23 protein-coding genes and 1 tRNA gene are annotated in these 25,245 nt (G+C 45.3%); 14 read left to right on the plus strand and 10 right to left on the minus strand.

The features are described from left to right. Positions 1 to 10 precede the first annotated feature (10 nt). The 8 genes from DXD78_RS02505 to rplT all read left to right on the plus strand — a co-directional run bounded on the left by DXD78_RS02505 (position 11) and on the right by rplT (position 7,542). Positions 11 to 763 carry a YjbH domain-containing protein gene (locus tag DXD78_RS02505; protein ID WP_035448038.1) on the plus strand — a complete coding sequence of 251 codons (753 nt, stop codon included), beginning with the start codon at positions 11 to 13 and terminating at the stop codon, positions 761 to 763. Between the two features lie 115 nt (positions 764 to 878). Beyond that, a complete protein-coding gene (ruvX, locus tag DXD78_RS02510) occupies positions 879 to 1,304 on the plus strand; it encodes a Holliday junction resolvase RuvX (RefSeq protein ID WP_005836066.1) in 426 nt (141 codons plus the stop codon). 43 nt (positions 1,305 to 1,347) lie between these two features. Continuing rightward, positions 1,348 to 1,905 (plus strand): peptide deformylase, encoded by a 558-nt coding sequence (def, locus tag DXD78_RS02515; protein WP_005827872.1) that lies wholly within the window; start codon positions 1,348 to 1,350, stop codon positions 1,903 to 1,905. Between the two features lie 117 nt (positions 1,906 to 2,022). After that, positions 2,023 to 4,083: a tetratricopeptide repeat protein gene (locus DXD78_RS02520; RefSeq protein WP_034528688.1), complete on the plus strand. Its 2,061-nt coding sequence runs from the start codon at positions 2,023 to 2,025 to the stop codon at positions 4,081 to 4,083. A 79-nt stretch (positions 4,084 to 4,162) separates the two neighbouring features. Continuing rightward, positions 4,163 to 6,103: a threonine--tRNA ligase gene (gene thrS, locus DXD78_RS02525; protein ID WP_005836068.1), complete on the plus strand. Its 1,941-nt coding sequence runs from the start codon at positions 4,163 to 4,165 to the stop codon at positions 6,101 to 6,103. Positions 6,104 to 6,223: 120 nt separating this feature from the next. Next, positions 6,224 to 6,826, plus strand: coding sequence for a translation initiation factor IF-3 (gene infC, locus DXD78_RS02530; RefSeq protein ID WP_005827878.1), 603 nt, complete (start codon positions 6,224 to 6,226; stop codon positions 6,824 to 6,826). 67 nt (positions 6,827 to 6,893) lie between these two features. Continuing rightward, the gene (gene rpmI, locus DXD78_RS02535; RefSeq protein WP_005827880.1) at positions 6,894 to 7,091 is read left to right on the plus strand and encodes a 50S ribosomal protein L35; all 198 of its coding nucleotides are present in this window, start codon (positions 6,894 to 6,896) and stop codon (positions 7,089 to 7,091) included. 100 nt (positions 7,092 to 7,191) lie between these two features. Next, positions 7,192 to 7,542: a 50S ribosomal protein L20 gene (gene rplT / locus DXD78_RS02540; RefSeq protein WP_004289896.1), complete on the plus strand. Its 351-nt coding sequence runs from the start codon at positions 7,192 to 7,194 to the stop codon at positions 7,540 to 7,542. Positions 7,543 to 8,080: 538 nt separating this feature from the next. On the opposite strand, the gene DXD78_RS02545 is transcribed toward rplT, so the two are convergent. From DXD78_RS02545 to DXD78_RS02575, 8 genes are all read right to left on the minus strand, one after another. Further along, positions 8,081 to 9,388 carry a phenylacetate--CoA ligase gene (locus DXD78_RS02545; RefSeq protein ID WP_005827882.1) on the minus strand — a complete coding sequence of 436 codons (1,308 nt, stop codon included), beginning with the start codon at positions 9,386 to 9,388 and terminating at the stop codon, positions 8,081 to 8,083. 30 nt (positions 9,389 to 9,418) lie between these two features. Further along, positions 9,419 to 10,000, minus strand: coding sequence for an indolepyruvate oxidoreductase subunit beta (locus tag DXD78_RS02550; protein ID WP_009036846.1), 582 nt, complete (start codon positions 9,998 to 10,000; stop codon positions 9,419 to 9,421). A 4-nt stretch (positions 10,001 to 10,004) separates the two neighbouring features. Next, positions 10,005 to 11,597: a thiamine pyrophosphate-dependent enzyme gene (locus tag DXD78_RS02555; protein WP_009036847.1), complete on the minus strand. Its 1,593-nt coding sequence runs from the start codon at positions 11,595 to 11,597 to the stop codon at positions 10,005 to 10,007. 76 nt (positions 11,598 to 11,673) lie between these two features. Next, a complete protein-coding gene (gene mltG, locus DXD78_RS02560; protein ID WP_009036848.1) occupies positions 11,674 to 12,705 on the minus strand; it encodes an endolytic transglycosylase MltG in 1,032 nt (343 codons plus the stop codon). Between the two features lie 66 nt (positions 12,706 to 12,771). Then, complete coding sequence (locus DXD78_RS02565) at positions 12,772 to 13,683, minus strand: TolB family protein (protein ID WP_034525590.1); 912 nt, start codon at positions 13,681 to 13,683, stop codon at positions 12,772 to 12,774. A 194-nt stretch (positions 13,684 to 13,877) separates the two neighbouring features. Then, on the minus strand, positions 13,878 to 14,105 hold the full coding sequence (locus DXD78_RS21135; RefSeq protein ID WP_009036849.1) for a hypothetical protein: 228 nt from the start codon (positions 14,103 to 14,105) through the stop codon (positions 13,878 to 13,880). 113 nt (positions 14,106 to 14,218) lie between these two features. After that, positions 14,219 to 14,524, minus strand: a complete 306-nt coding sequence (locus DXD78_RS02570; RefSeq protein ID WP_009036850.1) for a hypothetical protein — start codon at positions 14,522 to 14,524, stop codon at positions 14,219 to 14,221. A gap of 380 nt (positions 14,525 to 14,904) precedes the next feature. Beyond that, a tRNA-Thr gene (locus tag DXD78_RS02575) sits at positions 14,905 to 14,977 on the minus strand. A gap of 199 nt (positions 14,978 to 15,176) precedes the next feature. Here DXD78_RS02575 and DXD78_RS02580 point away from each other — a divergent pair. From DXD78_RS02580 to DXD78_RS02600, 5 genes are all read left to right on the plus strand, one after another. Beyond that, positions 15,177 to 16,850: an SDR family NAD(P)-dependent oxidoreductase gene (locus DXD78_RS02580; protein ID WP_034528693.1), complete on the plus strand. Its 1,674-nt coding sequence runs from the start codon at positions 15,177 to 15,179 to the stop codon at positions 16,848 to 16,850. Between the two features lie 140 nt (positions 16,851 to 16,990). Then, on the plus strand, positions 16,991 to 19,459 hold the full coding sequence (locus DXD78_RS02585; protein WP_009036852.1) for an SLBB domain-containing protein: 2,469 nt from the start codon (positions 16,991 to 16,993) through the stop codon (positions 19,457 to 19,459). Positions 19,460 to 19,467: 8 nt separating this feature from the next. After that, positions 19,468 to 20,574 (plus strand): Wzz/FepE/Etk N-terminal domain-containing protein, encoded by a 1,107-nt coding sequence (locus tag DXD78_RS02590; RefSeq protein WP_005836078.1) that lies wholly within the window; start codon positions 19,468 to 19,470, stop codon positions 20,572 to 20,574. Next, complete coding sequence (locus tag DXD78_RS02595) at positions 20,553 to 20,900, plus strand: UpxY family transcription antiterminator (RefSeq protein WP_005827910.1); 348 nt, start codon at positions 20,553 to 20,555, stop codon at positions 20,898 to 20,900. Before DXD78_RS02590 ends, DXD78_RS02595 begins: the two co-directional genes overlap by 22 nt. After that, positions 20,897 to 21,358, plus strand: coding sequence for a WbuC family cupin fold metalloprotein (locus DXD78_RS02600; protein ID WP_009036853.1), 462 nt, complete (start codon positions 20,897 to 20,899; stop codon positions 21,356 to 21,358). Before DXD78_RS02595 ends, DXD78_RS02600 begins: the two co-directional genes overlap by 4 nt. Before the next feature lie 81 nt (positions 21,359 to 21,439). On the opposite strand, the gene dnaJ is transcribed toward DXD78_RS02600, so the two are convergent. Beyond that, positions 21,440 to 22,615, minus strand: a complete 1,176-nt coding sequence (dnaJ, locus tag DXD78_RS02605) for a molecular chaperone DnaJ (protein WP_005827932.1) — start codon at positions 22,613 to 22,615, stop codon at positions 21,440 to 21,442. Positions 22,616 to 22,626: 11 nt separating this feature from the next. After that, positions 22,627 to 23,259 carry a nucleotide exchange factor GrpE gene (locus tag DXD78_RS02610; protein WP_005827933.1) on the minus strand — a complete coding sequence of 211 codons (633 nt, stop codon included), beginning with the start codon at positions 23,257 to 23,259 and terminating at the stop codon, positions 22,627 to 22,629. Positions 23,260 to 23,480: 221 nt separating this feature from the next. On the opposite strand from DXD78_RS02610, the gene DXD78_RS02615 reads away from it, so the two are divergent. Then, a complete protein-coding gene (locus DXD78_RS02615) occupies positions 23,481 to 25,100 on the plus strand; it encodes an ABC-F family ATP-binding cassette domain-containing protein (protein WP_005827934.1) in 1,620 nt (539 codons plus the stop codon). Positions 25,101 to 25,245: the final 145 nt, after the last annotated feature.

Consider the following 25,245-nt stretch of genomic DNA (forward strand, 5'->3'; position numbering starts at 1 on the left):
TTTATATGTGATGATGAAGTTTAAGCTATTCTTTATCGTTCTTTTTTGCAGCCTTTCCCTTTCAGCCTTTTCCCAGTTGACGTATGGTACGACTGGGCTGTTGCATGCACCCTCTGCGGAGATGCAGCGTGACAAGACCTTCATGGTCGGCGGTAATTTCCTGAACAAGGAGCTCACACCACCCACCTGGTACTATCATACCTACAACTATTTCTTGAGTGTAACTATCTTTCCCTTTCTGGAGATAGCCTACACGTGTACACTTTTCAAGGCAGAGGCGTTAGGATTGAAGCCATACGGGTACAGCGGATTCACGAACCAGGACCGTTACTTTTCCGCCCGTCTGCGTGTGTTGAAGGAGGGGCAGTTCTGGAAATACATGCCGGCCGTGGTGCTGGGGACATCTGACCCGTTCACTTCCTCTGGCGGCGGTCAAGTTAGCACTACGGAAGGTAACGGCTATTACAGCCGTTTCTATATTGCCGCTTCCAAGCAGATACCCGTTGCGGGTAAAGAGGAGGTTGGCGTGCATCTTTCCTATCTGTATAATGACCGCAAGGAGTACAAGCTGAATGGCTTTGCACTGGGTGTCACCTACAATCCGTCCTTTCATCCGCAGTTAAGGATGATAGCGGAATATGACTCCAAGGACTTTGCCTTGGGAGCCACTTATCTGTTGTTCAAGCATCTGCATGTGCAGGTGGAAATGCAGAGGATGAAATATTTCAGTGGAGGGTTGACATACAAAATTCATTTGAAATAATTAGTGAAAAAATCAGAGGAGGGGATGTTTGATACTATCAGACATCCCTTTTCTGTATTATATATGTAAGATTAACGGCGGAATTCAAATTTTAATCGTAATTTTGTAGCCCATTATGAGTAGAATAATAGCCATAGACTACGGTCGGAAACGCACGGGAATAGCCGTGAGTGATACATTGCAGATGATTGCGAATGGACTGACAACTGTGCCTACACACCAATTGTTGCAGTTTCTTCTTGATTATGTGGCTAAGGAGCCGGTAGAGCGTATCTTGGTAGGCTTTCCTAAGCAGATGAACAATGAGGCTTCGGAAAATATGAAGAATATCGAACCTTTTGTCCGTTCGCTGAAGAAGAAACTGCCTGACATGCCGGTTGAATATGTAGACGAGCGTTTTACTTCTGTTCTGGCTCATCGGACGATGCTTGAGGCCGGATTGAAAAAGAAGGATCGCCAAAATAAAGCACTGGTGGATGAAATCAGTGCAACTATTATTCTGCAAACTTATTTAGAGAACAAACGTTTCTCTTTTTTATAATGTATAGAAAGTAATTTGTAATTAGTAATTTGTAGTAAAGGAAATGATTTTACCCATTTATGTGTACGGCCAGCCCGTATTGAGAAAGGTAGCAGAGGATATTGCCCCGGACTATCCGAATTTGAAAGAACTTATTGAGAATATGTTTGAAACGATGGACAATGCTGAAGGTGTGGGACTTGCTGCACCGCAAATAGGTTTGCCTATCCGCGTAGTAACCATTAATCTGGATGTCTTGTCTGATGATTTGCCAGAATATAAAGATTTCCGCAAGGCGTATATCAATGCCCATATTCTGGAAGTGTCCGGTGAGGAAGTTTCTATGGACGAGGGTTGCTTGAGCCTTCCAGGAATTCATGAATCAGTGAAGCGTGGCAACAAAATACGCGTGCAATACCTGGACGAGAACTTGGAACCGCACGATGAGATTATCGAAGGTTACCTGGCACGCGTGATGCAGCACGAGTTCGACCATCTGGAAGGAAAGATGTTCATCGACCATTTGTCTCCGTTACGCAAGCAGATGATTAAAGGAAAACTGAATGCCATGTTGAAAGGCAAGGCACACTGCACTTATAAGGTGAAAACCGTAAAGAAATAAGTTTAACCATATAATATGGTATAAAAGGCTCAAAAAATATAAAAAGTGTTCCGCTAATCCCGACAAGTAAACGAAAAACGTTACTTTTGTTTCGTTTACAAGCATTTATAAAACAAGATGATAAAAAAAATACTGACGGCTATTTTGCTGTTACCCACATTGTTGTATGCACAAATCAATACGGAACGGGTGATGACCATTGCTCGGAATGCATTGTATTTTGAGGATTACGTGCTTTCTATCCAATATTTTAATCAGGTAATCAACGCGAAACCTTATTTATATGAGCCTTATTTCTTCCGTGGACTGGCAAAAATCAATTTGGATGACTATCAGGGAGCGGAGAGTGATTGTGATGCTGCGATTCAGCGGAACCCTTTTGTGGTAGGTGCTTACCAAATCAGAGGATTGGCACGTATCCGTCAGAACAAGTTTGACGAGGCGATTGAAGATTATAAAACTGCCATCAAATACGACCCGGAGAATGTGGTGCTTTGGCATAATCTTTCCCTTTGCCATATTCAGAAAGAAGATTATGAGGCGGCTAAGGAAGATTTGGGTACGCTTCTGACAATTGCCCCCAGATATACACGTGCCTATCTGATGCGCGGGGAAGTCTCCCTGAAACAGAATGATACGATACAAGCTTTGCGTGATTTTGACAAAGCCATCGATATGGACCGTTATGACCCGGATGGATGGGGGGCAAGAGCCATTGTACGCCTCCAGCAGGGGAAATATAAAGAGGCTGAAGCTGATTTGGACCAGTCTATCCATCTGAGTGCAAAGAATGCCGGTAACTATATCAACCGTGCCTTGGCGCGTTTCCATCAGAATAATTTGAGAGGCGCCATGAGTGACTATGATTTGGCTTTGGATATTGATCCGAATAATTTTCTCGGGCACTACAACCGCGGTTTGCTGCGTGCCCAGGTAGGCGATGACAACCGGGCGATAGAGGATTTTGATTTTGTGTTGAAGATGGAACCGGATAATATGATGGCCATTTTCAATCGTGGTTTGTTACGTGCGCAGACGGGGGATTACCGGGGAGCTATCAGTGACTATTCCAAAGTGATTGCAGAATATCCTAACTTTATGGCCGGCTATTATCAGCGTGCCGAAGCCCGTAAAAAGATTGGCGACTGTAAAGGAGCCGAGCAGGATGAGTTCAAAATCATGAAGATGCAGATAGACAAGCGTAACGGTGTTTCTTCCGGTGACAAAAAGGAAGGTGGCGACAGTAAGGATGTTGCGGATAATTCTTCGGGGAACTCCAATGGAGATGGCGGGAAGACCCGTAAGAAATCCGACAAGAATATGGAAAATTATCGGAAAATTGTAATAGCGGACGATTCGGAAGTTGACCAGCGTTATAAGAGCGATTATCGCGGACGTGTACAAGACCGGAATGTGACCATCAAGCTCGAGCCGATGTATGCTTTGACTTATTATGAGAAACTGAGCGATGTGAAGCGTATCGTACATTATCATAAGTATATTGAGGAACTGAACCATTCGAAACTGTTCCCGAAGCCACTGCGCATCACCAATATGGAAGCTCCGCTGACGGAGGAACAAGTACGCTTCCACTTTGCTTTGATAGACGCTCATACGTCTGATGTGGTGGCTGACGAGAAGAACGCCAAGAAACGTTTCATGAGAGGTCTGGACTTCTATCTGGTTCAGGATTTTGCCAGTTCCATAGATGACTTTACAAAGAGTATCTTGTTGGACGACACTTTCTTTCCGGCATACTTTATGCGTGCTTTGGTGCGTTATAAGCAACTGGAATATAAAAAGGCCGAAGCCACAATGAGTGAAGGCGCCACTTCGGGTACAACGGAAATGAAGAAGCCAGAAGTGATGGCCATCGATTATGAAGTTGTAAAGAATGACCTGGACCACGTTATCCAATTGGCTCCTGATTTTGTCTATGGCTATTATAACCGTGGCAATGTGTCTTCGTTGCTGAAGGATTATCGTGCCGCCTTGGCGGATTATGACAAGGCGATTGAGCTGAGCCCCGATTTTGCTGAAGCATACTTTAACCGTGGATTGACGCACATCTTCCTGGGGAATAACAAACAAGGTATTGCCGATTTGAGTAAAGCAGGAGAGTTGGGTATTGTGTCGGCCTATAATATCATAAAGAGGTTTACAGATACACGTGAATAACATTTTTTTGTTAAAAAATAGAATATCAAAAAGAATTAGCTATTTTTGCGTTCTGAAAAATGAAATATACATATAAACTATGATAAAGATAACATTTCCAGACGGCTCTGTTCGTGAATATAACGAAGGAGTAACGGGACTGCAGATTGCAGAAAGCATCAGTTCTCGATTGGCACAAGATGTGCTGGCTTGTGGCGTGAACGGAGAAATTTATGATTTGGGGCGTCCTATCATGCAAGACGCTGAAGTGGTTCTTTATAAATGGGAGGATGAGCAGGGTAAGCATGCCTTTTGGCATACCAGTGCCCACCTGCTGGCCGAAGCTTTGCAGGAACTCTATCCGGGCATCCAGTTCGGTATAGGTCCTGCTATCGAAAACGGTTTCTACTATGATGTGGACCCGGGTGAAACGACTATCAAGGAAGCTGACCTGCCGGCCATTGAGAAAAAGATGGCTGAACTGGTGGCTAAGAAAGAAGCGGTTGTCAGACAAGACATTGCCAAGGCAGATGCTTTGAAGATGTTTGGTGACCGTGGAGAAACTTATAAATGCGAGCTGATTTCCGAATTGGAAGACGGCCACATCACAACTTATACGCAGGGTGCATTTACCGACTTGTGCCGTGGCCCTCACTTGATGACCACAGCTCCTATCAAGGCTATTAAGCTGACTTCCGTTGCCGGTGCTTATTGGCGTGGACAAGAAGACCGTAAGATGATGACCCGTATCTATGGTATCACCTTTCCGAAGAAGAAGATGCTGGATGAGTATCTTGTTCTGCTGGAAGAAGCCAAGAAGCGCGATCACCGTAAAATCGGTAAGGAGATGGACTTGTTCATGTTCTCTGACACCGTAGGTAAGGGATTGCCGATGTGGCTTCCCAAAGGTACTGCACTGCGTATCCGCTTGCAGGATTTCTTGCGCCGCATCCAGGCCCGTTACGATTATCAGGAAGTAATGTGTCCACCCATCGGCAACAAATTGCTTTACATCACTTCCGGCCATTATGCAAAATATGGTAAGGACTCCTTCCAGCCCATACATACGCCGGAAGAAGGGGAAGAGTACTTCTTGAAACCGATGAACTGCCCTCACCACTGTATGATTTACAAGAACTCACCCCGTTCTTACAAAGACCTGCCTTTGCGTTTGGCAGAGTTCGGTACGGTTTGCCGTTACGAGCAGAGTGGCGAGTTGCACGGTCTGACACGTGTACGTAGCTTTACGCAGGATGATGCGCATATCTTCTGCCGTCCGGACCAGGTGAAGGATGAGTTCCTCCGTGTCATGGACATTATCTCCATCGTGTTCGAATCTATGGACTTCGAGAACTTCGAGGCACAGATTTCCTTGCGTGACAAGGTGAACCGCGAAAAATACATCGGTAGCGACGAGAACTGGGAAAAAGCAGAACGCGCCATCATCGAAGCTTGTGAAGAAAAGGGGCTGAAGGCAAAAATAGAATATGGAGAAGCCGCTTTCTATGGTCCTAAACTGGACTTCATGGTGAAGGATGCCATCGGTCGCCGTTGGCAGCTGGGTACCATCCAGGTGGACTACAACCTGCCGGAACGTTTCCAGCTGGAATATACCGGTGCCGACAATCAGAAGCACCGTCCCGTAATGGTTCACCGTGCTCCGTTCGGCTCCATGGAACGCTTCGTGGCTGTGCTTATTGAGCATACGGCCGGTAAGTTCCCGTTGTGGCTGACTCCTGACCAGGTTGCCATCCTGCCTATCAGCGAGAAGTTCAACGACTATGCGCATGAAGTGAAACAATATTTGAAGCGATATGACATCCGTGCCATTGTGGATGAACGCAATGAAAAGATTGGTCGTAAGATTCGTGACAATGAGATGAAGCGTATTCCGTACATGCTGGTTGTAGGTGAAAAGGAGGCTGAAAACAAGGAAGTTGCTGTCCGCAAGCAGGGAGAAGGTGATAAAGGAACCATGAAATTTGAAGAATTTGCCAAAAAAATGAACGAAGAAGTTCAGAATATGATAAATAAATGGTAACTTTGCGCCCAATTGTAGAAGCATAGCATATATTAGATGTTCTAAAGTTCGCTTTTACTTAACAAAAACATTAATTTGGGAATAGTAAATAAGAAACAAACTGGAAGTAAACGTTATTTAATGAAGAATGACAGCTTAAAAGGGCAACATCGGATTAACGAACAAATCCGGGCCAAAGAAGTCCGCATAGTGGGCGATGAAGTAGAACCAAAAGTGTATCCGATAGCGCAGGCTTTAAGACTTGCTGAAGAACATGAAGCGGATCTCGTGGAGATTTCTCCAAATGCACAACCCCCTGTTTGTCGTATTATTGATTATTCTAAATTTCTTTATCAGTTAAAGAAGCGTCAGAAAGAACAAAAGGCAAAGCAGGTGAAGGTGAACGTGAAGGAAATACGTTTTGGACCTCAGACTGATGACCATGATTATAATTTCAAGTTGAAGCATGCCAAAGGCTTTTTGGAAGATGGCGATAAGGTGAAAGCCTACGTATTCTTTAAAGGCCGTTCTATCTTGTTCAAAGAGCAAGGTGAAGTGTTGCTGCTCCGTTTTGCCAATGATTTGGAAGACTATGCGAAGGTAGACCAGATGCCGGTTTTGGAAGGAAAGAGAATGACAATCCAACTCTCTCCGAAGAAAGTGGCGGCACCTAAGAAGAGCGCGGCTCCCAAGCCTGCAGAAGATGCGCCAAAGGCTGCGTCGGCTGAAACCGAAGAAGAATAAAGAAGTGAGTAACGCCATAGGTATAGTGCGTTGCCATATAATTTAATAATTAAAAAGTTTAAAAAAGATGCCAAAGATGAAGACTAACTCCGGTTCTAAAAAGAGATTTACTCTTACCGGAACAGGTAAAATCAAAAGAAAGCACGCTTTTCATAGTCACATCCTGACTAAGAAAACTAAGAAGCAGAAAAGAAACTTGTGCTACTCTACACTTGTTAGTACAACAGATGTAAGCCAGGTGAAAGAGCTCTTAGCAATGAAGTAATTGAAAAGCGTACAAAAGTATTAAAGTTATTAACCGAATGCATTAGCTTTAAGTCCGCTGCGTGAAGTAACGGCGCTAACATTCAAAAACAAGTAAAACTATGCCAAGATCAGTAAATCATGTTGCTTCTAAAGCAAGAAGAAAGAAAATTTTGAAATTGACCAGAGGTTACTTTGGTGCAAGAAAGAACGTTTGGACTGTTGCCAAGAATACTTGGGAAAAAGGTTTGACCTATGCGTTCCGTGACCGTAAGAACAAGAAGAGAAACTTCCGTGCTTTGTGGATTCAGCGTATCAACGCTGCCGCTCGTCTGGAAGGTATGTCTTACTCTAAGCTGATGGGCGCTTTGCACAAAGCTGGTATCGAAATCAACCGCAAAGTGTTGGCTGATTTAGCGATGAACCATCCGGAAGCTTTCAAGGCTATCGTTGCTAAAGCAAAGGCTGCATAAAAACAGTTAGCAGATAAATTACGAGGTGCTGATTACTCTTTTGGTAGTCAGCACTTTTTGTTTTCTGATACTCCGGGGAGGGGTTAAAACTTGAAAAGGACTTGAAACAATTTACTGCTTTTACTTGTTTCTTTCATAGAAACTCATTACCTTTGTTATAGAAAAAATAGCCGCATTGATTGGATCGGGAAACTCATCAATTTTTATGAAATACCGAGACAAGCTTCGCTTCTCAATGGCGGGCCACGCCCTTCGGGGTAACTCTTGAGTCGGTGGATTACAAAGAGGAGGAGCACTCAAATCATGTCATACGGAGTTTCATCACATCATCGGTGCGGCTTTCTATAAAAGAGGAACGGTAATCTGTTTGGATAACCGTTCCTCTTTCGTTTTATGCGGATGTGGGTGATTGTGAAACGATGATACGTGATGCTGAAACAGATGATGTGTCAAGGGAAGATAGATGATGTGTTTATACAAGACAGACCATCTGTATCGGGTGAACAGATGGTCTGTTTTGAAAAGAGTTTTTTTAAGTTTATTTGTTGTCCCGTAAGTCTTTTACCCTGACGGCTTTTCCTTCGCTCTGCGGCAAGGAACCTTTCTTTACCAACCGTAACTTCGGAGTTACCAGAATCTCGTCTTTCAGCTGGCGGGTAATGGCTTTGCTAATCTTTTGCAGCTCGATGTAATTGTCAGTAGAGAGGTCGCTAAGTTCAACTTCCACAATCATCTCATCCTGGTTATTGACCGTTTCGAGCGTGATGAGGTAATTGCTGCCCAATTCGGGGAATTGTACCAGCACCTTTTCCACCTGCATGGGGAAGATATTGACTCCCTTGATGATGAACATATCGTCGCTACGGCCTTTGATGCGGTCTATACGGATGTGGGTACGTCCGCAAGGGCACTTGCCGGGCAGGATGCGGGTAAGGTCGCGTGTACGGTAGCGGATGAGGGGCATCATCTCTCTGTCCAGCGTTGTCAGTACCAGTTCGCCGATTTCACCTTCCGGTACGGGTTCGCCGGTTTCCGGGTTAATGATTTCGACCAGGTAGCAATCTTCCCAGAAGTGCATGCCGTCTTGTTCGGTGCACTCGAAGGCTACGCCGGGACCGTTCATTTCAGTCATACCAAAGCTGTTATAGGCTTTGACGCCAAGCATGCGTTCAATCTTTCTGCGTTGCTCGTCTGTGTGGGGTTCGGCACCGATAACAAGCGTTTTCAGACTTGTGCCGGCGGGGTCCATCCCTTCTTCCTGGAATACCTCTGCCAAGCGGATGGCATAGCTGGGAATGGCATGCAGGGCAGTGGTCTTGAAGTCGGTGATGAACTTTATCTGACGCTTGCTGTTTCCGGCAGCGGCAGGAACAGTCAGCGCACCCAGACGTTCGGCTCCATACTGAAAGCCCAGTCCTCCGGTGAACATGCCGTAACCGGAGCTGTTTTGGAAAACATCCGTCTTACGGATACCTACCATATAGAGGCAGCGTGCCACTAAGTTAGCCCAAGAGTCCAAATCGTGTTGGGAGTGTACGATGACCGTCGGCGTGCCCGTAGTGCCACTGGAAGAATGGATACGTACTCCGTCCTCACGCATATCGCCTGCTACTAATCCAAAAGGATAATTGGCGCGCATATCGGCCTTGGTAGTAAACGGTATCTTACGTATGTCTTCTATAGACCGGATGCTGTCGGCAGTGATGCCATGCTCTTGGAATACCTTTTTATAATAAGGAGAGTTGGCGGCAATGCTGACAGTCTTTTTTAACCGTTGCAGTTGCAGTTCGCGCAACTGCTCACGGGGCATCGTTTCAATCTCTTCTTCCCAGTATTTGTTATTCATGGTATGTTGAAATTTAGAGTCAATTATAGTTTACATCAGTTTTTCAGCAATCTCTTTGCCGGCAGCCAACGCTTTGAGGTTCAGCTCTACAATGGCGTCGCCCTTGCGTTGGAAGATTTCGCGGATGCTGTCTTGCACCTTTGCGTAGTCGATGCCGAGGAAGGGGATGGTGGCGCCCAGCAGTACGATGTTCGCTACGCGGGGAGAGCCGACTTCTTTTGCCACTTCGTTTACGTTCAGCATGATTTTATGCGGCAGCTTGTTGATTTCGGCCTTGATGTCTTCTTCTGCCGGATAGTTGGGAATGTTGATGAAGGGGGCTTCATTGGTCACCAGCCAACCTTCGGGGCTGAGGTAGGGGAGGTAGCGCAGTGCTTCCATCGGTTCCAGGGAGATGATGAGGTCGCATTTTCCTGTGGGAATGAGGTCCGAAGCGATGGGTTGGTCGCTGATGCGCAGGTTGGACTGCACGTCGCCGCCTCGCTGGCTCATGCCGTGTACTTCTGCCTGCTTCATGTAGAGTCCGTCCTTGAGGGCTGCTTTGCCGATTACGGTGGCGATGGAGAGGATACCTTGTCCTCCTACGCCGGAAAGTATGATGTCTTTTTTCATGGCTTTACTTGTTTCTTTTTTTGCGTGCTAATGTTTGGATACATTCTCTGCGGGGGATGATGACGGATACGCCGTGGTGCTCGATTTCTTCCCGGATGATTTGCTTCATCTCTTCGTAGTTTTTCTTCAAGGGCACTACGACGCGGATGTGTTCGGGAGCTACACCGATGCCGGCGCAGATGGCTTCCAGACGTCCGGTGCCGGCAGAATCTTGTCCTCCGGTCATGGCGGTGGTTTCGTTGTCGGAGATGACGATGGTGACGTCGGCGTTTTCGTTGACGCAATCCAGCAGTCCCGTCATGCCCGAGTGGGTGAAGGTGGAGTCGCCGATGACGGCTACGGCAGGATGCAGGCCGGCATCCGAAGCACCCTTCGCCATGGTGATGGAGGCGCCCATATCCACGCAAGAGTTAATGGCGTTGAATGGGGCATTGGCTCCCAGCGTGTAGCAACCAATGTCGCTGAACACCTTATAAGTGGGATATTCTTCTTTCAATACTTGGGTCAGCACCGTGTACATGTCGCGATGGCCGCAACCCTCGCACAAAGCGGGCGGGCGCATCTCTACCAGAGAAGGAACGCTGAATTCAGCCTTGTTCTCCTTGCCTACGGCACGTGCCACGCTGTCCGGGTTCAGCTCTCCGTCTCGTGAAAGAGTGCCGTCCAAACGGCCTTTTACTTTGATGCCGATGCCCAGATAGCCTTTCAGCTGTTTTTCTACGAACGGTTGTCCGTCTTCCAGTACCAGAATCTCGTCACATGCTTCTACCAGCTGCATCAGCTGTTTCTTGGGCAACGGGTATTGTCCGATTTTCAGTACCGGATATTCGCAACCTTCGGGATAGTTCTCCATCAGGTAGTTGTAGCCGATGCCACATGCCACGATACCCAGCTTTTTGTTGGGGCCGTCGGTATATTTGTTGTAAGCGGAGTTTTCAGAAGCTTTGATAAATTCGTCCTGGCGTTGCAGCAATGCTTTGTAACGTTTGCGTGCATTACCCGGCAGGAGGATGAACTGACGCGGGTCTTCGCTGAAGGAAATCTCATTCTGCGGTTGTTGCTCCTTGCGCTCTACGCCGGAACGGGAGTGTGCCAGGCGCGTAACCATGCGCATCAGGATGGGTTCGCCGGTCTGTTCGGAGAAGCTGAATCCGTTGTACGCCATGTCGTATGCTTCTTGCTGGTTGCTTGGTTCGTACATCGGGATGAGGGAGAAGTCGCCATAGAAACGGCTGTCCTGCTCATTCTGTGAAGAGTGCATACTGGGGTCGTCGGCAGCAATGACTATCAGACCGCCTTTTACTCCGGTAATGGCGGAATTGATGAAACAGTCGGCAGCTACGTTCATACCCACGTGCTTCATGCACACCAGTGAACGCTTGCCTGCAAAGGACATGCCCAGGGCAGCCTCCATCGCAGTTTTCTCGTTAGAGCACCAGCGGTTATGGATGTTCTTTTCGGCAGTAATCGGTGCCATCTGAATATATTCGGTGATTTCCGTAGAAGGAGTGCCGGGATAGGCATATACACCCGAAAGTCCGGCATCTAATGCAGCTTGTGCAATGGCTTCATCGCCAAGTAAGAGTTGCTTGCTCATATCTGAATATTTAAGTGTTAGTCATGGATTAATATTTGACGCAAATATAGGATTTTGCTTTTATTTTATCAGCAAATTACTTAAAAATCTTTCTTTCGTTTAATGCATTCCAATATTTTCTTGCATTTTTCATGTGCTCGGCATAATTGGATGCAAAGTTATGGGTGCCCGAGAAGTCCTCTTTGGCACACATATAGAGGTAGTTGTGTTTCGTATAATTCAGCACAGCATCCAGCCCGATGGGTGAGGGGATGCGTATGGGACCGGGAGGTAGTCCGGCATTGATGTAGGTGTTGTAGGGTGACTTTACTGCCAGATGGGCATTCGTAATTCTCCGCAAGCCGAAGTCCTGCAAGGCAAATTTGATGGTAGGGTCGGCTTGCAGGGGCATGCCGGTGTGCAGGCGGTTGATGTAGAGCCCTGCCACCATTGGTTTTTCGGGATTGTTGTTTGTCTCTTCCTCAACGATGGAGGCGAGGGTGCAGACTTCCGTCAGGGTCATTCCGATGGCGGTGGCTTTGTCTAAGCGTTCCTGGTTCCAGAACTTCTGGTGCTCTTTTTGCATTCTTTCGAAGAACTCTTCTGCACTCATGTCCCAATAGACTTGGTAGGTTTCGGGGATGAAGAGGCAGGGCAGGGTCTCTTTGTTGTATCCCAGTTTTTGTTGGAATGCGGAGTCGTTCATCAATCCGGCTATTTCGGTGGAGTCTATCATGAGCTGTTTGCCTACGCTGCGTGCCAGCCGGTCCAGTGTGCGTACGCTGCCGACGGTGAGGTTCGTAGGTTCTTGATATCCGCGGTACAGACGGCTGAATACGTGATATACGTTTTCCCCCGGCCGGATGGCGTAGCGTCCGGTGTGTATATTTTCGGAATATTTCTTGTATTGGGCCATCCAGCGGAAGCCGGTGAAGCTTCGAGGATGGCCTTGTTGTTCCACCTTATTATATATGGAGTCGGCGGTGTCGTCGCGGTCTATATAGATATAGACTGTCTTTTTCGGATGGAATTGCGGGGCAAACAGATAGTAGTATACTGTTCCTGCACAAGCTGCTCCAATAAGAATCAGTGCGACGAATGTTCCGATAATGATTTTCTTCTTTTCCATTTTGTTTTACTGCATCTTTAGTCGGGCAAAGTTAGTAAAAAATGGAGTGAAAACCATCAAGTCATATCAGTTAATTCGATAGCTGACAAAGGCTATGCGTTTGCTGTCCGGTGCCCATGAGTTGACATTGATGGTGCCTTGTCCGCCGAAAAGCTTTAACAATGTCTTGGGTTCTCCACCGTTTGCGGGCATTAGGCGCAGCTCTACGTTCTTGTTTGCCAGGTGCTCTCCCGGTTCCAGGTCACCTTTGTAGTAGGTGATGAATACAACGGATTTTCCGTCAGGGGAGATGTGGGGGAACCAGGAGTTACGGGTTTCGTCAAAGGTCATCTGGGTCTGTTCGGAGCCGTCTGCCTTCATGCGCCAGACTTGCATGAGTCCGGTGCGTACGGAATTGAACCAGATGTATTGTCCGCAGGGGGAATATTCCGGTCCGTCATCCAGACCTTCGGCAGTGGTCAGGCGGGTTTCTTCACCTCCTTCCGCCGGGATGGTATAGACGTCATAGTTGCCGTTTCGTTCGGCGCAATAGGCAAGCTCTTTGCCGTCGGGGCTCCAACCGTGGAGGTAGCTGGGAGCCATAGGTGTTATTAAACGGGGAGTGCCGCCCGTGATGGGAAGTGTATAAATGCGCGATTTATAGTCTTCTTTCGTCCCGTGGCTGATGGCTATCTGCTGTCCGTCGGTCGAGAGGACGTGGTCGTTGTTGCAGTTTTGGGCAAATCCGGTGTTTATCAGTTCCGGTTCGGCAGGCGAGGTGGGGGAAAGGCGGTAAAGCTTTCCTTCGCTGTTGTATAGCAGCCATTGCCCGTCGGGCGTCCAATTGGGAGCTTCAATCCGGTAGGGAAATTCTTTTACGACGGTCCGGTTACCGTTAGTTACATCCAGTATTTCGAGGACGCTGGTAATCTCGTTTTTTTGTTGAGCGGTTGCGGTCAGTGCAACAGTTGCAAAGAAGGGGATTAGATAGGGTTTCATGTTCATATCGTATTTAATAAATCTCCGCAAGATACATTTTTTATTGGAAACTACATAGTCGGAGCATGCTTTTTTCAGAGAGAATCTGTAGTGATGGTCGAATGCGTAGTGCTTATCATATGAATAGTCTCCGGGATTCTTGAAATAGTTGTCCACATACTGCCAGTTGTCGGTGTCGAGCGGCGTGTGCGAAGTCATGTACGATAGGGAGCTTTTATCTCTACTATCTCGCTGTCCAGACTAATCAGGTCTTTGCCCAAGCGGACAATGCGGGCATCTTCGGGCATGTAGTCGGTGCCGACTTCCCCCTTTCCGCCTCCACCGAATGACAACCATCCTGTACCTTCGTCATCTATCACGGCACCCGGGTCGAAAGGAGCCCTGCAGTGGCCTAATCCTTGGGTGAACTGGCTCACCAGCATACGTCTTACCGTCCGATTCCACCCGCGATACGATGGATGGCGCCCATGAGGCTATACCCCATGGCGAGAGGGCCTTTACGTCAATCAGTCCGTGATAAGTCCAATTTACCATGTCATCGGTGGACAGCATGACCAGTGAATGGGATGTATTGGTATGTGTTTTTGCCGTATTTTCCCACACTGTCCAGTTGCTGGGTGTCATTGGTTCCATACACATAGAGCCTTCCGTTGTATTCCACCGATGTCGGGTCGGCCACAAAAATGAAATCCAACAGCGGGTTGGCGTTTCCACTGAAGAATTGGGGTGATTCTACCGGACGCGTGTCTTTCTTTCTTGAATCGGAAAGCGCCCACACATCATTTCCTGCGGATATAGCTGCCAGCAGCAAAGCCGCTGTAAATAACTTGATTCTTTTCATTTGTTTATAGTATGTTATAGAAACCTATGGTAGCCTTTTGATTTTGGCTTGTGTTCTTCAATCACCTCAATCCTTTATTTAAGATTGAAAAATCGGGTTATTGAAAAGTTGCCGCAAATATTGGGAATTACTATGTATAATATAAGGTGTATTATGTTTTTAATAATGTGCCTATATGTTTCAAGTTATCATTGTAATCAGATGGTGCTGTTTTAAACTTGCTTTACTTGCTTTGGGATAATTATGCGGCTATGGATTAAACTGTTTGGAAGGGCATTATGTTTTATGCAAATATATTGGTAGAAGAGCGTTTTTTTATTCTAACGATTCTTGAAAAGAAAAAGCACTGATTATTCCAGATAATCAGTGCTTGAATATCGAGCCGCTAGCCAGACTTGAACTGGCGACCTACGCGTTACGAATGCGTTGCTCTACCAACTGAGCTATAGCGGCAATAAGCTTTTGTTTACGGGGTGCAAAGGTACATCTTTATTTGAAAAGGCAAAAAGAATCTCTGTTTTTTTTAGAAATATTTTAGTGGGATAATTTTCTATTTGAATGTCTTGAACTTTATTGCCATAAAAATTGGATAATAAAACGAAAAGAAGCATCTTTGTCGTAGGTCCTATAGCAAATAAGTCTGATACTGATTATGAATTTAAGAATCTATTATAAATATCTTTCTTCACGCATAGCGTCCAAATGGACGGTGCTGTTGGTAGATGTAATTATCGTTGTGATTTCCATGCTTTCTGCATGTTTTTTGCAATATAGGCTTTCGTCCGTATCTTATGAAATTTCTTTATATGTATGGCTGACCATTTGGGCTGTCTTGTGTAATATCTGTTTCTTTCATATTCTCCGTACTTATGTGGGTGTTATCCGTTTTTCCTCTTTTGTAGATATTTATCGTGTGTTTTGGAGTCTTACGATAAGCTATGCTGTACTGTTTTTAGGGAATTACTGTTGGTCTGTTTCGGGGCTTGGAGAAACTTTGCCGAACAGCATTCTGTTTATAGCATATATGTTCACCTTCTCTCTGATGGCTTGTATGCGCATTGCTGTGAAGATGCTTTATGAAGCTATTGCTTTTGATGCACGTCATTGCGTGAATGTTTTTATTTATGGATTCCATGGGACTGGAGTCAATGTTGCAAAATCCTTGAGAGTTAGTCGTAATAATCATTATCGCCTGCGTGGCTTTATTTCGGACGAACCTGATATGATAGGTAAACATACGATGGGATGCAGGGTATATCCCAATGATGAGCAGCTGTTTGACCGTCTAAAGAAAAAGAAAGTGGATACAATCATTATCTCTCCAAGCAAGGTGTCGGATTTGGAAAATTCCGGAATGCTGGATAAACTGTTCTCTCATGATATTCATGTAATGACCGTTCCTCCCTTAAGCGATTGTATGGACGATGGACTGATAAAGGACATTCAAATAGAAGATTGGCTCCGTAGAGAACCGGTACAAGTTGACGTGCGTAAAATTACGGCCCATATCGAGGGGCGTAGAGTAATGGTTACGGGAGCGGCGGGAGCTGTAGGAAGGGAAATCGTCCGCCAGTTGGCTACACTGAATCCTTATCAGTTGATTCTGGTAGATCAGGCAGAATCCCCATTGTATGATGTACAGTTGGAATTGTCTGATCATTGGAAGAATCTGGAGGTCCGTGTATTGGTTGCAGATGTTGCTAACCGTACGCGTTTGGAGGCTATATTTGAAGAAACACGTCCTCAACTTGTTTTTCATTCTGCTGCTTATAAGCATGTACAACTGATGGATGATTTTGTGTCGGAGGCAATTCAAACGAATATATCGGGGACAGTGAATATTGCAGACCTGGCGGTAAAGTATAGAGTGTCCCGTATGGTTATGATATCTGCTGCTAATGCACGTCATCCGGAAAATGCTATGGAATATAGTAAGCGTGTGGCGGAAATATATGTGCAGTCATCTGATTGCAGGTTGAAACGCGACAAAGGGGAAACTGATATGTTCATAGTACGTTTGGGTGAGGTGTATCCGACGAATACTCATTGTTTGATTACCATGTCTGAAGCTTGTATGCTCACCCTGGAAGTGGGAGTCATGGGGGATGGGGGAGAAGTGTACATTGTGGGAGGGCCTGGGGATGGACTTTTGGATTCTGTAATCAGTGAAAAGATAAAGCGTGAAAAGCCATCTGTTGATGATTATGAACATGTGCGGGAAGAAGTGCTGGCCTTGGTGCAATATAGTTATACTGAAAAAAAGGCTATTTTGATTGGACTAATGAAAAAAATAGTGCCAATTTTCCCGCTTTCTTCTACCCAATGAAAAGACGTGAAAGTGACAGCTTTTTAATGCTTTTTCTGAAACTTAGAGGTGGAATAAATGTATATTATAAAAATAATATATTACCTTTGTGCCCGATTTATATTTATTACAAGAACTCAAAAGATTAATCAGAATATCTTATGCGTAGATTAATAACACTATTCTTTTTGGTATTTACTTTGTCAGGGGTAGCTTTTGCTCAGCAGATGTCAGATGATCAGGTTGTTCAGTATGTAAAAAGCGCTCAGCAGATGGGCAAAAATCAAAAGCAGATTACTACTGAATTAATGCGGCGGGGAGTGACAAAGGAACAAGTTGAAAGAATTCAGAAAAAGTATGAAAACTCTAAATCTGGAAGTCCGCAGAGCAATACCCAAGATGAGAAGCGTTCTCGTCAACGTGGTGAAATGAGTGGCGTAGTCAAAGGGCTGCGTACAACTTCGGAAACTTATTCTGCCAGACAAACGGATGTTGCAGGGGATTCTTTACAAATGATGGATAATCGTTCCTTGTCTCAAGAGAAGGAAACAGAGGATCCGACTTCGCAAATTTATGGTCATAATATTTTTACTAACGATAATTTGACTTTCGAACCCAATGTGAATGTTGCTACTCCCGAGAATTATCGTCTGGGGCCTGGTGACGAGGTGATTATTGATGTGTGGGGAGCTTCTGAAACAACGATTCGACAAACAATCTCTCCGGAAGGAAGTATTCTTGTGAATAATTTAGGACCGGTTTATCTGAGTGGCAAAACTGTAAAGGAAGCCAATAATTATTTGAAACAAGAATTTGCCAGAATATATTCCGGAGTAACCGGAAATGTTCCGTCTACCCAAGTTAAACTGACATTAGGAGAAATACGTTCTATTCAAGTAAACGTTATGGGTGAAGTTGTGGTACCCGGAACTTATACCCTCTCATCATTTGCTTCCGTATTTCATGCTTTATATCGTGCAGGTGGTGTGAACCCGATTGGTAGTTTGCGCAGTATTAAAGTGATTCGCAATGGAAATACAATAGCGGATTTGGATGTTTACGATTTACTTATGAAAGGAAAAATGAAGGATGACATCCGTCTGCAGGATGGTGATGTAATTCTTGTGGATCCTTACCAGTCACTGGTACAGATATTAGGTAAGGTAAAACGTCCGATGTTTTATGAAATGAAACCCACTGAAACCGTAGGTACATTATTGAAGTATTCAGGTGGTTTTACGGGTGATGCTTATAAGAAAGCATTACGTATAATCCGTAAAAGTGGACGTGAGCATCAAATTTATAATGTGGATGAGATGGATTATTCCGTATTCCGCGTAGATGACGGTGATAAGATAACGGTTGATTCCGTTTTACAGCGTTTTGAGAATCGTGTGGAAATCCGCGGTGCTGTATATCGTGAAGGTTTGTATCAGTTGGACGGTACGATGAATACAGTGAAGCAGCTGATTAAGAAAGCGGAAGGACTTCGCGGAGATGCATTCTTAAACCGTGCTATAATCGATCGTGAACTTGAAGACTTGTCGCATGAGGTTATACAAGTAGATGTGAAAGGTTTGCTGAACGGGACGGCTGCAGATATTCCTTTGCAGAAGAATGACATTTTATATATTCCAAGTATTCATGACTTGAAGGAAGAAGCTACACTTACCATTCATGGTGAAGTTGCCAATCCGGGTACATATCTCTATTCTGATAAAATGACAGTAGAGGATTTGGTGTTGCAGGCTGGTGGCTTGTTGGAGGCAGCGGCTACGACGAAAGTTGAAGTGGCACGGCGTATGAAAGATACGAAGAGTACATCTTTCAGTACTACAGTAGGCCAGAATTTCTCTTTTGATTTGAAAGATGGCTTATTGGTGGGAGAAGGAAGCCAGGATTTCCATCTTGAACCTTTTGATGAAGTTTATATTCGTAAGAGTCCGTCTTATTTTAAACAACAGAATGTTATGGTGGGAGGAGAAGTTCTTTTTAGCGGTAATTATGCACTATCGAAAAAAAATGAACGTTTGAGTGACTTGATAGCTAAGGCTGGTGGAGTGACTCCCGATGCTTATATAAAAGGAGCGCGTCTTATACGTAGGATGACCGAAGAAGAATTCCGCCGTAAGGAAGATGCTCTGCGTATGGCGCAAGCGGGAGGCGGAGATTCCATATCTGTAAAAAGATTGGATTTGTCCGATACCTATTCTGTAGGTATAAATCTGGGAGAGGCCTTGAAAAATCCTGGTTCAGATGCTGATATGGTGCTTCGCGAGGGAGATGTATTATTTGTTCCGGAGTACGTAAGTACAGTGAAAATCAACGGTGCTGTAATGTATCCGAATACAGTTTTATATAAAAAGGGTGAAAGCTTGAAATATTACATCAATCAAGCTGGTGGTTTTGGTAATGATGCCAAGAAACGTAAGGTCTATGTAATATACATGAATGGTACAGTTTCTCGTTTAAAAGCAGGGAACAAGAAAGCCATTGAACCTGGTTGTGAAATAATTGTTCCAAGTAAAGAACAGAAAAAGAAGATGACTACTGCTGAAATTCTGGGAATGGGAAGTACGACAGCTTCTATTGCAGCGATGATTGCGACTATGGTTAATCTCTTTAAGTAATTTGAATTATGAGCGAAGAAAGAATACAAAACATAACCTCTCCACAACCTGAGGAACAAGAAATAGATTTGATAGAACTGGCCCAGAAAGTATGGGCTAGTCGCAAATTGGTTTTTAAGGCGTGTGGTATCGCTGCTCTTGTAGGACTGGTTGTTGCATTTAGTATTCCTAAGGAGTACTCTACAAGTGTGACATTGGCTCCGGAGAGTGGTGGCAAATCTGGTGGTGGAAGTATGGGAGCCCTTGCAGCCATGGCGGGTATCAATTTGGGCACTTCTTCTGGTGAGGATGCTTTGTCACCCGAACTTTATCCTGATATTGTAAGTTCTACTCCTTTTCTGATTGAACTGTTCGATGTTAAAGTCAAGGATCAGAAAGCAAAAGTAGACACGACTTTATATGCTTATTTGAAAGAAGAACAGCGTTCTCCTTGGTGGAGTGCAATTTTCTCCGCTCCTTTTAAGGTGTTAGGATGGACATTGTCTTTGTTTAAGGATGAACCGGAAGAGGGGGACGCAAAGCTGGATCCTTTTCGTCTTACTAGAGATGAGTCTGCCATTGCAGATGCTTTAAGTAAACGTATCTCTGTTTCCGTAGACAAAAAGACAGGTGTGACAACCTTGTCTGTTACTATGCAGGATCCTTTGATATCTGCTTCGCTGACGGATACCGTGATGCATTGCCTGCAGAACTACATCACAGATTATCGGACTAATAAGGCTCGTCATGATTTGGCATTTACCGAAAAACTTTATGGAGAAGCAAAGGCCAGTTATGAGGATGCCCAGAAGAAATACGCAAATTTTGTAGATGCAAACCAGAATATAATATTACTGAGTTATCGCGCAGAGCAAGAGCGTTTACAGAATGAAATGAATTTAGCCTATCAAGTATATACACAAGTGTCTCAACAATTGCAGATGGCAAGAGCTAAGGTGCAGGAGATTACACCGGTATATACGGTTGTCCAGCCGGCTACGGTACCTTTGAAGCCTGCAAAGCCCAATAAATTGATGATTTTGATCGGCTTCATGTTCTTGGCAGGTGTCGGCAGTGTGGGATGGATATTATTTGTAAAAGATTTATTAAAGGGATGGAAAAAGCAAACAATATGATGACGGATAATGATATGATGTGCTGGCATGCATTGTACACAGCACCCAAGTCTGAACATAAGTTGATGCAGCGTTTGAATGCTGCGGGATATACTACATATTGCCCGATGCAGGCTGTGTTTGTAAAATGGAAAGGGCATACCCGAAAGGTGATTACTCCTCTTTTTTCCGGATGTTTGTTTGTTGCCGGTAATGTGTCGGAAGTTACCTCATTGGCTTCCTCGCAGAAGGCTGCTATATTAGTAGATAATGAAGGAAAAAGTTTGTCTATTGAGGCGGGCAAAGCAGAACTTCCTGCCAAGTTTGCCCAATTGCTGAAGTTATGATGAAGCTGATAACAGAAGAGCTGCTGGATACCGTTACTTCACGAGCTAAGGAGAACTCCCGTTTACGTATGAATTATAATTTTCATGCGTCTATGGATGCTCCTATTCATCGGTTGCTGAATGCTTTGGAACCGGGAACTTATCTTCCTCCTCACCGTCATACAGGTAAGGAAGAAACTTATCTGGTTTTGCGTGGAAGTCTGCTGGCATTTTTTTATGATGATGCCGGTAATGTAACAGATAAGGTATGCCTCAATCCTTCGGAAGGTAAATATGGTCTGGAAATTCCTTCTAATACATGGCATAGTATTATTGCCTTGGAGTCAGGTACCGTTATTTTTGAAATTAAAAAAGGCCCATATCAGCCTCTACCCTCAGAGGATTTGGCTTCGTGGGCTCCTCAGACTTCTGATACGGAAGGAATAAAGGCTTTTATGAAGCGGATGTTGGAACTTTAACATTTTCCCGATAAAAAAACATAGGAAAGCCTCCCGATATTTTTTATTGTATACCGGGAGGCTTCTTTATGCACCATATTTTCAGTCGAACAGACTCTTGAACTTCTTGAATATTTTCTCCTTAATCGAAGTATTTGGCTTGAAGTTATCCGATTCTTCCATCTCCTCCAGCGCCTTCTTCTCATCCTTGTTCAGCGTTTCGGGTACGTATACGCTGACATTTACCAGCAAATCTCCCGTGCCGTATCCGTTCACGTTGGGTAAACCTTTGCCGCGCAGGCGGAGCACTTTTCCCGGTTGCGTACCTGAGTCAATTTTTACTTTCACCTTTCCATCAATCGTGGGAATTTCTACCGCACCACCCAAGGCTGCTGTCGGGAAGCTGAGGAGCAGATTGTAAATCAAGTCGTTTTCATCGCGTATCAGGTTCGGGTCTTGTTCTTCCTCTACAAGAATCAGCAGGTCTCCCGGCACGCCGTTGTGCTTGCCTGCGTTTCCTTTTCCTCCCATAGAGAGTTGCATACCTTCTGCAACGCCTTTCGGAATTTTTACGGTTACTACTTCTTCACCGTATACAATGCCTTCACCGGCACACTCCTTACACTTGTTCTTGATGATTTTGCCCTCACCGCCACACGTCGGGCAGGTGGTTCTTGTCTGCATGGTGCCGAGTATGGTTTGCTGGTTACGGATTACCGTGCCGCTGCCGTTACAAGTCGGGCAGGTCTCTGAACCACCGTCACCTTCGGCTCCCGTACCATGACAGTGGGTACAAGGCACGTATTTCTTCAGTTTGAATTTCTTTTCCACGCCGGTAGAGATTTCCTTGAGGTTCAGTTTCACCTTGACACGCAGGTCCGAACCACGGTAACGGCGTTGTTGTTGTGCTCCACCGCCTCCGCCGAAACCTCCAAAACCGCCGAAACCTCCTCCACTGTGTCCGCCAAAGATGTCACCGAACATGGAGAAGATGTCGTCCATGGACATGCCTCCACTGAAGCCGCCGAACGGACCACCATTACCGGCGGCACCACCCAGTCCGGCATGACCGAACTGATCGTAGCGGGCACGCTTGTCCGGATTGCTTAGTACGTCGTATGCCTCTGCCGCTTCCTTGAATTTCTCTTCGGCTGTTTTGTCGCCCGGATTCTTGTCCGGATGATATTGGATGGCTTTCTTGCGATAGGCTTTCTTTATTTCTTCTACCGTTGCTGTCTTTTCGACTTCCAATACTTCGTAGTAATCTCTTTTTTCCATACAGTTTTATGTTATTCTCCGACTACCACTTTGGCATGACGGATCACTTTGTCGTTTAGGATGTAACCGGTTTGTACACAGTCCAGAATTTTGCCTTTCAATGCTTCATTGGGTGCCGGAATCACGGCGATGGCTTCGTGATAGTCTGTATCGAGCGGTTGTTCCTTTGTCTCTATTACCTTAACGCCGTTTTGTCCCAATACAGACATGAATTTGTTGTAGATAAGTTCAACGCCTTCTTTTACGGCAGCTACGTCGGTGGCTGTCTCCATGTTTTTGAGGGCGCGTTCAAAGTCATCCACAATGGGTAGGATACTGCTGATACTCTTTTCACCACCGTTCAGGATGAGTTCTGCTTTCTCCTTCATGGTACGTTTGCGGTAATTGTCAAACTCGGCAGACAAGCGCAGGTATTTGTCCTTCTGCTCTTCAATCTGTTCATTGGCCTTTTCCAGTTCCTGGGCGAGCTTTTCTTCTTCTGTCAGGGGAGCTTCGTTTTCTTGTGAAGTTTCTTGTCCGACAGTTTCTTCGTCACATTCGTTAGGAGTAGCTTGAGTTTTCAGCTCCTCTTCCTGGTTGTTTTCTTTTTCTTTCGGATTCATATTGTTATGCTTATTATTCTTGTAAAATGATTTAGCTTTCATTGCTGTTAAGGGTTTAAGTTAATACGATATTAGTGCTCCAGCAAAAACTTTGCCAAAACGGATATTTTTGCCGAAAACGCTGCAAAGGTAATACTTTTATGTCAGATTGACAGCGCTTCTCTGTGTCTATTCATGGAAAAATAACTATCTTTGCACTCGCAATTCGCAGACTAATAGGTATTAAATAGTAAATTGTAAATAAATAAATCGTAAATATAAAGATGATTACAGTCTCTAATGTCTCAGTACAGTTTGGTAAAAGAGTGTTGTTCAATGACGTAAACCTGAAGTTTACAAGTGGTAACTGTTATGGTATCATCGGTGCCAACGGCGCCGGAAAATCTACTTTCCTGAAAACGATTTCCGGGGAGCTGGACCCTACGACGGGCTCCATCATGCTGGCTCCGGGAGAGCGTCTTTCCGTTTTGAGCCAGGACCACTTTAAGTGGGATGCTTTTACGGTGATGGACACGGTGATGATGGGACACACGGTGTTGTGGGATATCATGAAGCAGCGTGAAGTGCTGTATGCCAAAGAGGATTTCACAGACGAGGATGGGCTGAAGGTTTCCGAATTGGAAGAGAAATTTGCCGAGTTGGACGGCTGGAATGCCGAAAGCGATGCTGCCGCCTTGTTGAGTGGTTTGGGTATCAAGGAAGACAAGCATTATCTGTTGATGGGTGAGTTGAACAACAAAGAAAAGGTGCGTGTCATGCTGGCGCAAGCTCTCTATGGAAATCCTGATAACTTGCTGCTGGACGAGCCTACCAATGACTTGGATATGGAGACCGTGACTTGGCTGGAAGAGTACCTCTCCAACTTTGAGCATACGGTGCTGGTGGTAAGCCACGACCGTCACTTCCTCGATTCCGTTTGTACGCATACGGTGGACATCGACTACGGAAAGATTAACCTCTTTGCCGGTAACTATAGCTTCTGGTACGAGTCCAGCCAGCTGGCGCTCCGTCAGCAGCAGAACCAGAAGGCAAAGGCCGAGGAGAAGAAGAAAGAGCTGGAAGAGTTTATCCGCCGATTCAGTGCCAATGTGGCAAAGAGCAAGCAGACTACCAGCCGCAAGAAGATGTTGGAGAAACTGAATGTAGAAGAAATCAAGCCGTCATCACGTAAGTATCCGGGCATCATCTTTACGCCCGAACGCGAACCGGGTAATCAGATTCTGGAAGTTTCCGGTTTGACGAAAACGCTGGAAGATGGTACGGTGCTGTTCCGCGACGTCAACTTCAACGTAGAGAAGGGAGACAAGATTGTATTCCTTTCGCACGACCCGCGTGCCATGACCGCCCTGTTCGAGATTATCAACGAGAATATGAAACCGGATGCAGGTACTTTCAACTGGGGTGTGACTATCACCACCGCTTACCTGCCGCTGGACAATACTGCATTCTTTAATACAGACCTGAATCTGGTGGACTGGTTGAGCCAGTTCGGTGAAGGCAATGAAGTCTATATGAAGAGCTTCCTGGGACGTATGCTGTTCTCCGGCGAGGAGGTGCTGAAGAAAGCAAGCGTATTGTCGGGAGGTGAGAAGATGCGTTGCATGATTGCACGTATGCAGCTGCGCAATGCCAATTGCTTGATTCTGGATACACCTACCAATCACCTCGACTTGGAGTCTATCCAGGCATTCAACAATAATCTAAAGACCTATAAAGGCAATATCCTTTTCTCATCCCACGACCACGAGTTCATTCAGACGGTTGCCAACCGTATCATCGAATTGACTCCGAACGGTATTATCGACAAGATGATGGAGTATGACGAATACATCACTTCAGACCACATCAAGGAGTTGCGTGCACGTATGTACGCAACAAAGTGATAACGGAAGCTAAGGACTAAATAAGCATATTTTAAATCGTTCCATCATGAGGAAAAAATCGTTCCACCATGGTGGAACGATTTTTTCCTCATGATGGAACGATTCTTCTTTCATATCTTTTTTGTTTAATAAAGGCTTGTGCGAT

Origin of the sequence: Bacteroides sp. D20, from assembly GCF_003436255.1 — a bacterium.
GTDB lineage: Bacteria > Bacteroidota > Bacteroidia > Bacteroidales > Bacteroidaceae > Bacteroides > Bacteroides uniformis.